The organism is Celeribacter sp. PS-C1, from assembly GCF_019429625.1.
GTDB lineage: Bacteria > Pseudomonadota > Alphaproteobacteria > Rhodobacterales > Rhodobacteraceae > Celeribacter.
In genome coordinates, this window is record NZ_JAHXRW010000005.1 from 290,413 (window position 1) to 302,457 (window position 12,045).

The 12,045-nt window shown below is 60.3% G+C and carries 10 protein-coding genes; 2 read left to right on the forward strand and 8 right to left on the reverse strand.

The annotated features are described in order from the left end of the window. Nucleotides 1-35 precede the first annotated feature (35 nt). The gene (locus tag J5Y17_RS10060) at nt 36-236 is read right to left on the reverse strand and encodes a heavy-metal-associated domain-containing protein (protein WP_219785108.1); all 201 of its coding nucleotides are present in this window, start codon (nt 234-236) and stop codon (nt 36-38) included. A 111-nt stretch (nt 237-347) separates the two neighbouring features. Here J5Y17_RS10060 and J5Y17_RS10065 point away from each other — a divergent pair, with 111 nt between their 5' ends. Continuing rightward, complete coding sequence (locus J5Y17_RS10065) at nt 348-2,786, forward strand: heavy metal translocating P-type ATPase (RefSeq protein WP_219785109.1); 2,439 nt, start codon at nt 348-350, stop codon at nt 2,784-2,786. A 99-nt stretch (nt 2,787-2,885) separates the two neighbouring features. Continuing rightward, complete coding sequence (locus J5Y17_RS10070) at nt 2,886-3,485, forward strand: NUDIX hydrolase (RefSeq protein ID WP_219785110.1); 600 nt, start codon at nt 2,886-2,888, stop codon at nt 3,483-3,485. 1 nt (nt 3,486) lies between these two features. Here J5Y17_RS10070 and J5Y17_RS10075 read toward each other — a convergent pair whose 3' ends face one another. From J5Y17_RS10075 to acs, 7 genes are all read right to left on the reverse strand, one after another. Beyond that, nucleotides 3,487-5,589 carry an exonuclease domain-containing protein gene (locus J5Y17_RS10075; RefSeq protein WP_219785111.1) on the reverse strand — a complete coding sequence of 701 codons (2,103 nt, stop codon included), beginning with the start codon at nt 5,587-5,589 and terminating at the stop codon, nt 3,487-3,489. Further along, complete coding sequence (locus J5Y17_RS10080) at nt 5,579-5,968, reverse strand: response regulator transcription factor (RefSeq protein ID WP_219785112.1); 390 nt, start codon at nt 5,966-5,968, stop codon at nt 5,579-5,581. The genes J5Y17_RS10075 and J5Y17_RS10080 overlap by 11 nt, the downstream gene beginning before the upstream one ends. Nucleotides 5,969-5,995: 27 nt before the next feature. Next, the gene (locus J5Y17_RS10085) at nt 5,996-6,499 is read right to left on the reverse strand and encodes a hypothetical protein (protein ID WP_219785113.1); all 504 of its coding nucleotides are present in this window, start codon (nt 6,497-6,499) and stop codon (nt 5,996-5,998) included. 17 nt (nt 6,500-6,516) lie between these two features. Beyond that, nucleotides 6,517-8,334, reverse strand: coding sequence for a DUF294 nucleotidyltransferase-like domain-containing protein (locus J5Y17_RS10090; RefSeq protein ID WP_219785114.1), 1,818 nt, complete (start codon nt 8,332-8,334; stop codon nt 6,517-6,519). 100 nt (nt 8,335-8,434) lie between these two features. Further along, nucleotides 8,435-10,174, reverse strand: a complete 1,740-nt coding sequence (locus tag J5Y17_RS10095; protein ID WP_219785115.1) for a sodium:solute symporter family protein — start codon at nt 10,172-10,174, stop codon at nt 8,435-8,437. A 12-nt stretch (nt 10,175-10,186) separates the two neighbouring features. Next, a complete protein-coding gene (locus J5Y17_RS10100; protein ID WP_219785116.1) occupies nt 10,187-10,444 on the reverse strand; it encodes a DUF4212 domain-containing protein in 258 nt (85 codons plus the stop codon). Between the two features lie 206 nt (nt 10,445-10,650). Next, nucleotides 10,651-12,045 (reverse strand): acetate--CoA ligase (gene acs / locus J5Y17_RS10105; RefSeq protein WP_219785117.1); only part of this gene is annotated, 1,395 nt, incomplete at its 5' end.

The following is a 12,045-nucleotide window of genomic DNA, read 5'->3' on the forward strand; positions in this document are numbered from 1 at the left end:
TGCAATGGGCCGGAGGGCGCAGATCTGGAGCGAAATCAGGATTTGAGCGTCGCTGGGTAGCCTGCGTTTTTCAAGGCAATCAAAATCGCCTCGTCGCCGGCTTCCGAGAACACGTCGATCTCGCGCGCTTCCATATCGGCGTCGATCTCGACCGTGTCGTCGATGGCCTCCAAAGCTTCGGTGATCGTGGCTTTGCAGTGGCCACAGCTCATGTCGGGGACGGAAAAGACGGACATATTGTCACCTTTCTGAGGGAAATTGTTGGTTTATGCGGGGCCGCACTCGCCTCTACGCATCTGTTACCCTACATATGTAGCCAATCTTGTTCCAAAGGCCAGAGCGACAAAATGCACAGCACCCGTCTTTCCGTCGAAGGTATGACCTGCGCCTCTTGCGTAGGCCGCGTTGAGCGTGCGCTGAAGGGCACCGAAGGGGTCTCGGAGGCGAATGTGAACCTTGCGACCGAGAGTGCAGAGGTGTCGTTTGACGATGCGGTGAAGGTCTCTGATCTCATAACGGTGCTGGACAAGGCGGGCTATCCGGCGCGTGTCGAGGAGTTGGTGTTCGATGTCGAGGGCATGACCTGTGCGTCTTGCGTGGGCCGCGTGGAGCGCGCTTTGGCACAGCAAGAGGGCGTCACGGAGGCCTCCGTCAATCTGGCGGCGGAAACGGCGACGGTCGCCTATCTGAGCGGTGTACAGGATGCCGAAAGCCTGAAAAAAGCTATCGCGAAAGCGGGCTATGAAGCCAAGCCGCGGATCGACCGGGAGGCCGCGCCCGAGAACCGCAAGGCCGACGAGGCGCGGGCGCTCAAATCGAAACTGATCCTCGCCGCCGCGCTCACCTTGCCGATCTTCGTCATCGAAATGGGCGGGCATTTGATCCCCGCGCTGCATCACTGGTGGATGATGACTGTTCCGGAATGGCTCTGGCGTATGGTTCAATTTGCCCTGACGGCTGTCGTCTTGGCAGTCCCCGGTTGCGTATTTTTCGCCAAAGGCATCCCGTCTCTGTTGAAAGGCGGGCCGGATATGAACGCTCTGGTCGCGCTGGGCGCAGGGGCGGCGTTTCTTTATTCCACCGTTGTGACCTTCTGGCCGCAGATCGTGCCGATGGGCGCGCAGAATGTTTATTTCGAAGCAGCCGCTGTCATCGTGACCCTGATCCTTCTGGGCCGTTTTCTGGAAGCGCGAGCCAAGGGGCAAACCGGAGAGGCCATTCGCAAACTCGCGGGCATGCGCGCCAAGACCGCGCGGGTTGAACGCGCGGGTGAGGTGATCGAACTACCGATTGAAGAGGTCGTCGTGGGCGATGTGCTCCACCTGCGTCCGGGCGAAAAGATCGCGGTAGATGGCAAGGTTTTGACAGGCGACAGCCATGTCGATGAGGCGATGATCTCTGGCGAGCCGATCCCGGTTGCGAAGGCCGAAGGCAGTCCGGTCATCGCTGGTACGGTGAACGGCGAGGGTGCGATGACCTATGTCGCCGAAAAAGTCGGTGCGGACACGATGCTGGCGCAGATCATCCGCATGGTCGAGGAGGCGCAGGGCGCCAAGCTGCCGATCCAGTCGATGGTGGATAAGGTGACAATGTATTTCGTGCCCGCCGTCATGGTGCTGGCCGCTGTGACTGTTGTGATCTGGTTCGCTGTCGGGCCGGAGCCCGCGCTGGCGCATGCTCTGGTCGCAGGCGTTGCCGTGCTGATCATCGCCTGTCCCTGCGCTATGGGGCTGGCGACGCCGACCTCGATCATGGTGGGCACGGGGCGTGCCGCAGAGTTGGGCGTTTTGTTCCGTAAAGGCGACGCGCTGCAAGCTCTGCAAGAGGTCAAGGTGATCGCTTTCGATAAAACCGGCACGCTCACCGAAGGCCGCCCGGATGTCACCGATCTGGTGACATTTTCGGGAGATGAAGAAGCGCTTTTGGCCGAGGTGGCTGCCGTTGAGGCAGAATCCGAACATCCGATTGCCCGCGCCATCGAGCGCGCTGCAGAGGCGCGTGGTCTGGGCTTGCCGGAGGTGGACAAGGCCCGTGCTATTGCGGGTCACGGCATCAAGGCGGAGATCGGAGATGTCTCGCTTCTCGTCGGCAACATGCGTCTGATGACCCGTGAAAAGATTGACGTGACTGCGTTTGAAGCGCCGCTTGCAGAGCTGGCCGATCAGGGCCGCACCCCGGTTCTGGTGGCACGCAACGGTGAGGCCGCGATGGTTCTCGGCATTTCCGACCCGATCCGGCCTGCGTCTCGTAAGGCGATTGAGGCGCTTCATGCGCGCGGCATCAAAGTGGCGATGGTCTCCGGTGACACGCGCCGTGCAGCCGAAGCCGTGGCGCGCGATCTGGGTATTGATCATGTAGAGGCCGAAGTGCTGCCGAAAGGCAAAGCCAAAACCGTTGAAGCGCTCAAGGAGAGCCACGGCGCCGTCGGTTTTGTCGGCGACGGGATCAATGATGCACCTGCTCTGGCCTCCGCTGATGTTGGCATCGCGGTCGGCACCGGCACGGATGTGGCGATAGAGGCAGCGGATGTGGTGCTTATGGGCGGTGATCCGAGCGCGGTGGTCACCGCCTTGGATGTGAGCCGCAAAACCATGGGCAATATTCGTCAGAACCTGTTCTGGGCCTTTGCCTATAACGCCGCGCTCATTCCGGTGGCGGCGGGGGTGCTTTACCCGTCCTTTGGCTTGCAGTTGTCGCCCATGCTGGGCGCAGGCGCGATGGCGATGTCCTCTGTGTTTGTGGTGTCGAATGCGCTTCGTTTGCGTCGGATGCGCGCCGCAATTTGAGTGCGCGCGACGGGCCTTGATCCCGCTTCGCTTCTGGCTTTTCACCATCCTCTCACGCGAGGTCTTTCGCGTGCCGCGACGGACGGCTAGGTTGATGTCATGACAACTGATGTTCCAATTCGCGATGCTGCCACGGTGGTTCTCTTGCGTGACGGCGCGGAAGGGCCGCGTGTGCTCATGGGGCAGCGCGGGCGGAGTGCCGTATTCATGCCGGGTAAATTCGTCTTTCCGGGCGGTGCGGTGGATGCAGAGGATTTCGCCTCACCTGTCGCTCTGGATCCGGAGACCCTGCGCCGATTGTCGACCGAGGCCTCGCCCGAACTGGCCGCCGCTTTGGTGACGGCGGCGGTGCGGGAGTTGCGCGAGGAGACGGGGTTGATCCTGAATGCCACCCGCGAGGCGCAGTTCATCTTTCGCGCGATCACGCCGCCGGGCCGCCCGCGCCGGTTCGATGCGCGGTTCTTCCTGATCAAAGCCGAGGATATCGCCAATGATCCGGATGACTTTTCCCGTGCCGAGGATGAGTTGTCTCATTTACAATGGGTGACACTTGAGGGCGCGCGGGCGTTTGATCTGCCTTTTGTCACGCGGGTTGTTCTAGCGGAAGTCGAGGCGGCGCTCCATAAAGACATGCCGCCGGAACATGTGCCCTTTTTTGATCACCGTGACGCGATTGGTAAAATTCGTGCCCTAAGCTGACTTACGCGGGCTCGTTTGCGTCCTGCAAAAGCCGTTTGTGTTTGCGCATCTCCGTGAGGGCGTCGCCAAAAGTGTGGATGCCTTTTTCCTCGGCCATGCGCAGCAGTTTGATAAACACATCCGCCGTTGCAATCGTGTCGCCCATGGCTGTGTGACGTGCCTCGGGCGGGATTTTGACGCCGAGACGTTTGGAGATCGCGTCGAGTGTGTGTTCTTCGGATTGGCCGAAAACGATAGCAGACAAAAGCACGGTGTCGAGCACCGGGTTGGTGAACTTTACCCCGATCCCGGCCTCATGACGGCGCAGGAATTCCAAATCGAAAGGCGCGTTGTGGGCGACTAGAACGGCACCCCGGGCAAAGCTATGAAGCTGCCGCCCGGCCACATCGATCTTGGGCGCGTCCTTGACCATGGCGTTGGTGATATGGTGCACTTCGGTGGCCGATTTCGGGATATTGCGCCCGGGGTTCACGAGCAGGTCGAGCGCTTCGTTCTCAATCACTTTGCTGTTCACGACACGGAGGGCCGCGATCTGGCAAATCTCGTCGCCTTGGGATGGCAATAGCCCGGTGGTTTCCGTGTCGAAGACCACATAGGACAGCTCCGAGAGCGGCGTTTCCATCAGCTCTTTCGGCGGTGTTTTCAACAAGAGATCAAAGTCATAAGTTACGGCGCGGCGGCCATCGCCCAAGGTGCGCCGCAAACGGCGCGCTTCGCGGATCGGCAGTTTGAGAACAGCACGGGAAGCGCGTCCGAATTCGGGCCAGATTTCCGTGCCATGGGCTTCTAAAATGTCGCGACCGCTCATATCGACGAGGCCCACATCGAGAGTTTCGGAGAGCCAGCTTTCCAACAGATCAACCGACAAGGGATCGCCACTCCAACCGAGCGCCAGCATCGCACCGCCGCCTTCGTCGCGGCTGATCAGAAAAGACAGCGCGCGACCGCCAGTGCGGGTGATGTGGCGGGCGATATGGGACAGAAGCGTGATGATCTGAACCGCATCCAAGGTGAGCGCCATGGCGTCGGAAGCATCGGCGATCAAGGCGATGTCATCCTGTTGCAACTGCGCGCTGAGCGCATCGCAAAGCTCGGCGCTGCGCACCTGTGCCATCGGCCACCAGTTTGCTTTTCCGGCCTCATATTCTTCATCGAGCTTTGCGATCACGCCGGTAAGTTTCTCCATCTCATCGACAAGTGCTGCGTCCAGGCGCGGATCGCTGCGCAAATTGTCATCCATTGTGCGTGCGGCCAGCGTGGTTTGCAGCGAGGCGATGGAGGGGCGCAGAGTGGCAAAGAGACGCGACAGAAGCTTTTCACGTTCGGCATGCACCGTGAGATCAGAGGTCACATCATCCAGCGTCAGCACATAGGGTGGGGTGATGTCACCTTCGTCCGGGGCGTGCATCAGGCGCATGCGCGCAGAGAGCACTTCGCCGCCATGTGTGGTGGCAACCGTGAGCGGCAGCACATGTCCATCTCCACCTTCGCCAGCGCAGAGCCGGGCATAGGCGGATTGAATCGGGCGGGCTCGTAGGAAATCGAAGATCGAATGATCGAGACCGGGCGCATGATCGGCAGACATGAGATCGGCGGCTGCACCATTGTAGAATGCGATCTTGTGATGACCGGACACAAGCACAATCCCAAGCGGCATCTCGGCGGAGAGAGCCGTGAGTTTCTCTTTTTCCTCGATGAGCCGCGTGGTCTCCTGAGCAACGCTTTCGGCCAGTTTGTTGCGCGTTGCGGTGAGGTTTTCCGTCACCGCGCGGGCAGCGGGGGCCAGGTCGCCCAGATAACGCGCGGTTTTTTCATCCAAAGAGTCCTCAACATCGGCATGCGCCCGGGCGAGCATCCCACCCGCAAGCCGCTGAATCGGGCGGGCGAGATGTTCGTCGAAAAGGAACCAGACCCAAGCGACCACGGCTAAAGTGGCAAAGCCCGCGATCACACCGGCAAAGACAAAACCGTCGATGGCCTCGGGGTCGTCCATCCGGGCAAAGCCGAGGTAGAGCCCGACCGTTTCTCCGGAGATCGCGACGACCGCGAGAAAGGCGAAAAACAAAAAGACCCGAAGTCGCAAAGACCAATGCTCAACTTTCATGCGAACCTCCTTCGGACCATTTGGCAACGGCGCTCAACAGATCATCCATGCCAAAGGGTTTCGTCAAAAATGCATTTGCGCCCATGGCCACGCCCTTGCGCTGTTCGGCTTTGGAAGCGCGCGCCGACATCATGAGGACGGGTGTATGGGCCAATTCGGGATCGCGGCGCAGGCGTTGACAGACCTCATAGCCCGACAGCCCCGGAAGTGTCACATCAAGGAGCACGAGATCGGGCTTTTGCGCGCGGATGTTGGGGAGGGCCTGATCGCCACGGGACACGCGCAAAAGCTCATAGCCTGCGCGGCCCAGTAAAACTTCGATGGCGATGGCGATATTGTCCTCATCCTCGACCAGAAGGATGCGCTTTTGATCTGCCATATGTTTCCTCCTCCCCTCGAATGACGTTTACCTCAAGTCATCGCAAGCCGTGCGCAAGATCGGGTCATTCTCGTTCATGTCATACCATGTGGCGCCCGACAGATCGCCCTCCGGCAAGCCAACGGTATCGGCGCGGCGCGACATCAGGCAATCGAAAGCCACGGGCACGATGGCGCTCTCGGACCGGCGCGCCAAAAGATACATGTCGGTTTCCACCATAGCGCCGTCGACCTTGGCGTCCGCTTTGTCGAGCGCGATAAATTGTGTGGTGACTGGGAAAACAAAGGTCCAGGGGCGCCAAATCTGGCGCTTGTCGACCGTCATAGCGACCACTTTACTCTCGCCAAGCCCTTGTTCTGCGCGTGAAAACCACGAGTAATCGGACCAGATCGTAAAGGCCAGCATCGAAAGACCGGCCGCGGCGGGCATCGCCCATTTGGGCATCGGTAAACGCAGCAATTTTTGCAGCGCAAGGATGATCCCGGCGGCCCCGACGCCTGCGGAAATGGTGGCGATGAATTCGAGAAGCATGGGTTTGACCCTTTTTGTTATGAGCGCGCGGAGCTTGATCCGAGCGAAGATTGCATGGTGCGCACGATGACGAAAGCATCGCGCAGGTGAGAGCGCTCGAACGCCGGAATCGCCGAGGGGCTCAGGAAATTGTCGGGCTTTTGACCGATGCGGACCTGTTCGGCCTGATGTTCAAGGCGGGCGGTGGCGATCATGTCGTAGGCGGCCAAGAGGTCCTTTCCGCCGGTCTCGGAAATTACCCCGGCCTCAATCGCGCCTTCGATCCGCGCGCGGGTGTTGGCCACAGAGAGCTTGCCCTGAAGCGCATAAACACGACCGAGATCGACGATGGGGACGACACCGTTGGCTTTCATATCAAGCTGATTGCGATGCTCGCCGGATTTGATCGTCGCAAAGCCCCTGAGCAGACCCAGAGGCGGCGTGTGTTTCAAAGAGTTCGAAATCATATGCGCGACGAAAATAGAATTCTTCGCGGCCGCATCCAGCGCGGTTTTCTGCAACGGTTTGAAGAGGCTCTCGTCGCCCGCGATGGGGCGGAGGTCATACATAACGGAGGCCAGCATCTGCGCCTCATTGTCGGGTGCCGCGATCCATTTGTTGAAATAGCCTTCCCAAACCGAGAGGCGTTGGCACCAGCGGTCCGCCATAGCCATCATGTCGCCCGGACAATAGACATAGCCGCAGGCGTCCAACCCGTCGCAGACAAAGCGCGCGAATTTGCGGAAATACTCCATGTCGGCGTCGGTTGCCGCGTTGTCGATGATCAGGCAATTGTCCTGATCCGAGACGCCGGTTTGTTCGCGTCGACCTTGGGACCCGCAGGCGGCCCAGAGGTATGGCACTGGGGCGGGGCCGAATTCCTCTTCTGCCATTTTGAGCAAGCGCCGCGTGACGATGTCGGCAATGTCGGTGATCTTGCGTGTCACCACATCATGGGCCAGATGGCTGCCGACGAGCTGCATGAGAAACTCGGGCAGGCGCGCGGTGACGGCGGCCATATCGGCGATGCTTTCGGCTTTGCTCAGATCAAAGACCATCTGGGTCTGGCTCGATCCAAAGAACCGGGTGATGTCGGTCTGGGTGACCATGCCGACCAGCTTGCCGCCCTCGACGATGGGCAAATGCCCGATGTGGTTCTCCAGCATGACGTGGATCACATCGGTGCCAAGCGCGCCGGGCGTGAGCGTGATCGGGTCTTTCGCCATGATGGTGGCAACAGGCAGGGCCGTGTCACGGCCTTCGGCCAAGACCTTGTTCGTCATGTCGCGCACGGTGACGAGGCCCAAAAGGCGCTCGCCCTCGGTCACCGCGACCGAGGAAACCTTCTCGTCGCGCATCAGTCGGGCGCAATCCGCAATCGTCGAGCTTTCCGCACAGGTCACCGGCGCCTTCGCCATGAGATCGGAGACATGTTGCGTCATCAGGCCCGATGCGGATTTCGGACGGGCCTGGCCGCGGTTGAAATAGCGGGCAAATTCGGGGTTTGCGGCCACTTCGGATTTGAAGGCCTCGGGCGTGAGCAAAAGGATCGTGCAGGCAGAAGCTGCGGTCGCCGTTGTCGCCGCCACGCCATCGCGCAACAGCCCGCGCTCGCCAAAATGGTTCGACTTCTGCAACAGCGACATCTGCGCGCCATTGGCGTCGGTGATTTCGACGGAGCCTTCCTTGATCAGATAGAGACCTTCAAGCAATTCGCCGTGGGCGTAGATTACCTCGCCCTCGGAATAGGTTTTGCGCGAAAAACCGGTCGCAAGCTCGACCAAGTCGTCTTTCGGCAGCACGTCATAGGGGTGGGTGATTTGCAGAAAGTCGATGATCTTGGATGTGGCGCTCATCGCGGGCCTCTCGGGAAAAGCGGTTAAAAAAGGGCGCGGAAGATGACCTCCCGCGCCCAATATGAAGATGGACTGGCGGTGACGCCAGCCCAAACCTTTTTTAGTGGTCGACGGCTCCCCCAGCACCGCGCGGGATGCGGACGCTTTCGACCAGCTCCTGGATTTCCACCGGCGGCTCATCCGTGGCGTTGGACACCACATAGGCCACGACGAAGTTCACCAGAGCACCGATGGACCCGAAGGAGGTCGATTTGATCGACAGCAGAAGCGGATCGCTGTCGTCAAAGGAGTTGGTGCCCGGGATGAAGAACCAGCCTTTGTGGAGGAAGATGTAGACAACCGTCACAGCGAGACCAGCAATCATGCCTGCCACGGCGCCCTTGTTGTTGACGCGCTTCGAGAAGATGCCCATCAGGAGTGCCGGGAAGATCGACGATGCTGCCAGACCGAAGGCGAGAGCCACGGTTTGTGCCGCAAAGCCCGGAGGGTTGAGGCCCAGGTAAGTCGCGATCACGATGGCCACGGCCATGGAGACACGTGCCGACATCAGTTCGCCTTTTTCCGAGATCGACGGATTGATCTGCGACTTGATGAGGTCGTGAGAGACAGCGGAAGAGATCGCCATCAAGAGACCCGCAGCGGTGGAAAGTGCGGCAGCGAGACCACCGGCAGCGACCAGTGCGATCACCCAACCCGGCAGGTTTGCGATTTCCGGGTTTGCCAGCGTGATGATGTCGCGGTTCACGGTGAGTTCGTTTTCGGCAGAGCCGTTGTACTCGATCAGACCGTTGCCGTTCTTGTCATCAAAGCCAAGCAGGCCGGTTTGCTCCCAGTTGCGCACCCAGTCGAGGCTTTCACTGTTCTCGATCGCGTCGAGGGACACAGCTTCGCTCTGTGTGCCGTTCGGGTAGAAGGTGTCGATCAGGTTCACGCGAGCCATGGCGCCCACAGCCGGAGCGGTGAGATACAGAAGCGCGATGAACACAAGCGCCCAACCGGCAGAAGAACGGGCATCCGCCACGGTCGGCACGGTGAAGAAGCGCACGATCACGTGCGGCAGACCTGCGGTGCCGATCATCAGGGACACGGTGAACAGGAACATGTTGAGCGTGGTGTCGGTCTGACGGGTGTATTCCGCAAAGCCGAGATCTTCGAGCATGCCGTTCAGCGTCTCGAGGATCGGCAGACCGGTGGATTTCGCGTCTGCGAACAGGCCAAGCGGCGGGATCGGGTTGCCGGTCAGCTTGAGCGAGATGAAGATCGCCGGAATGGTGTAGGCGGTGATCAACACGACGTATTGTGCCACCTGCGTGTAGGTGATGCCTTTCATGCCGCCGATGACGGCGTAGAAGAACACGATGGCCGCACCAATCAGAAGACCGGTGGTGTTGTCCACTTCGAGGAAGCGCGAGAACGCGACGCCGACGCCGGTCATCTGGCCAATCACGTAGGTCAGGGACGCGGTGATGAGACAGATCACAGCCACGGTGCGGGCCGTTTGGCTGTAGAAACGGTCGCCGATGAACTCGGGCACGGTGAACTTGCCGAATTTACGCAGGTAAGGCGCGATCAGCATGGCGAGCAGCACGTAGCCGCCGGTCCAACCCATCAGGTAGGCCGAGGTGTTGTAGCCGCCGAAAGAGATGATCCCCGCCATGGAGATAAAGGAGGCCGCAGACATCCAGTCCGCGCCCGTGGCCATGCCGTTGACGACGGGGTGCACGCCCCGGCCAGCCGCATAGAATTCAGATGTGGAACCCGCGCGGGCCCAGATCGCGATACCGATGTAGAGCGCAAAGGTCGCGCCCACAACGATAAGGTTGAGGGTAAACTGATCCATTGATGATGCTCCTTATTCGTCCACGCCGTGTTGCTTGTCGAGTTTGTTCATCTTCGCCGCGTAGGTGAAAATGAGCACGAGGAACACTAGGATCGAGCCTTGCTGGGCGAACCAGAAGCCGAGATCCGTGCCGCCGATTTTAATGCCCGCAAGCATCGGGCGCAGCAGAATGCCGAAGCCGAAAGAACAGATGAACCAAATCACCAAAGAGATGCCGATGATCCGCTTGTTCGCTGACCAATAGGCATTGTTTTCTGAATTATCCGCCATGAGTGCGGTCCTCCCTTTTGTCCCTAACCCGGGGTTTGTGAAAACCAGTCGGGTTTTTTAAGTCACGACCCCCGCCTCCTCGCGGGACCCGCCCTTTCTTGCCAGATCAGCCCAGATATCCGTTCCTGCCGGCTCCTTGGCTGAGAGGCGCATCACCCCTCATTTCGCGGGGGTGATGCTAATAGCCTACCATATCTGCGAAAATGTCACGCAGATTTTTGGTAAAGCGAATTCGCAATCAACTCGTCGACGACGGCTGGTTCTGCGAGTGTGGATGTGTCGCCCAGTGAGCCGGTGTCGTTCTCGGCGATTTTGCGCAGGATGCGGCGCATGATTTTGCCGGAGCGGGTTTTCGGAAGACCCGGGGCCCATTGGATGAAGTCCGGTTTGGCGATCGGGCCGATCTCTGTGCGGACCCATTTCTCCAGCTCGACCCGCAGCTCGTCGGTCGGTTCCACATCGTTCATCAAGGTCACATAGGCGTAGATGCCCTGGCCCTTGAGTTCATGCGGCATGCCGACGACCGCGGCTTCGGCGACCTTGGCGTGGGCGACGAGGGCGGATTCGACCTCGGCCGTGCCCATGCGGTGGCCGGAGACGTTGATCACATCGTCGACGCGGCCGGTGATCCAGTAGTAGCCATCCGCGTCGCGGCGGCAGCCGTCGCCGGAGAAGTAATAGCCTTTGTACTGCTGGAAATAGGTTTCCTGGAAGCGCTCGTGATCGCCCCAGACGGTGCGCATTTGGCCGGGCCAGGAGTCCTTGATGCAGAGCACGCCTTCGGTCTCGGTGTCGGTCATTTCCTCGCCGGTGGTGGCGTCCAGAATGACCGGCTGCACGCCGAAGAAGGGTTTCGTCGCGGAGCCCGGTTTGGTCGGAATTGCGCCCGGCAGCGGGGTCAACAGGTGGCCACCGGTTTCGGTCTGCCACCAGGTGTCGACGATGGGGCAGTTTCCTTTGCCGACGACCTCATTGTACCAGTTCCAGGCCTCCGGGTTGATCGGTTCGCCGACGGTGCCCAGGAGTTTGAGCGAGGACAGGTCGTATTTCTCGACCCATTCGTTGCCCTGTCCCATGAGCGAGCGCAGTGCAGTCGGTGCGGTGTAGAACTGGTTGACCTTATGCTTTTCGCAAACGGCCCAGAAGCGGCCCGCGTCGGGGTAGGTCGGCACGCCTTCGAACATCACGGTGGTGGCGCCGTTGGCGAGCGGACCGTAGACGATGTAGCTGTGGCCTGTGACCCAGCCGACGTCGGCGGTGCACCAGAAGACGTCGCCGTCGTGGTAGTCGAAGACGTATTTATGAGTGAGGGCTGCATAGGCGAGATAGCCGCCGGAGCTGTGCACGACGCCCTTCGGTTTGCCCGTAGAGCCGGAGGTGTAGAGGATGAAGAGCGGATCTTCGGCGTTCATCGGACGCGGCGGGCAATCAGGAGACGCGTGCTCCATCAGGTATTTGACGTCGACATCGCGACCCTGCACCCAGGAGATCTGGTCGCCGGTGTGCTTGACGACGAGGCAACGGACCTTGTCCGAGCAGTGCAGCAGGGCGGCGTCGGTGTTGGCCTTCAACGGCGTGCGACGGCCGCCGCGCGGCGCTGT

Coding starts and splice junctions, on each gene's coding strand:
- J5Y17_RS10065 (WP_219785109.1), top strand. CDS start 348: ATGCACAGCACCCGTCTTTCCGTCGAAGGTATGACCTGCGCCTCTTGC.
- J5Y17_RS10085 (WP_219785113.1), bottom strand. CDS start 6,499: ATGCTTCTCGAATTCATCGCCACCATTTCCGCAGGCGTCGGGGCCGCC.
- J5Y17_RS10080 (WP_219785112.1), bottom strand. CDS start 5,968: ATGGCAGATCAAAAGCGCATCCTTCTGGTCGAGGATGAGGACAATATC.
- J5Y17_RS10070 (WP_219785110.1), top strand. CDS start 2,886: ATGACAACTGATGTTCCAATTCGCGATGCTGCCACGGTGGTTCTCTTG.
- J5Y17_RS10095 (WP_219785115.1), bottom strand. CDS start 10,174: ATGGATCAGTTTACCCTCAACCTTATCGTTGTGGGCGCGACCTTTGCG.
- J5Y17_RS10090 (WP_219785114.1), bottom strand. CDS start 8,334: ATGAGCGCCACATCCAAGATCATCGACTTTCTGCAAATCACCCACCCC.
- J5Y17_RS10060 (WP_219785108.1), bottom strand. CDS start 236: ATGTCCGTCTTTTCCGTCCCCGACATGAGCTGTGGCCACTGCAAAGCC.
- J5Y17_RS10075 (WP_219785111.1), bottom strand. CDS start 5,589: ATGAAAGTTGAGCATTGGTCTTTGCGACTTCGGGTCTTTTTGTTTTTC.
- J5Y17_RS10100 (WP_219785116.1), bottom strand. CDS start 10,444: ATGGCGGATAATTCAGAAAACAATGCCTATTGGTCAGCGAACAAGCGG.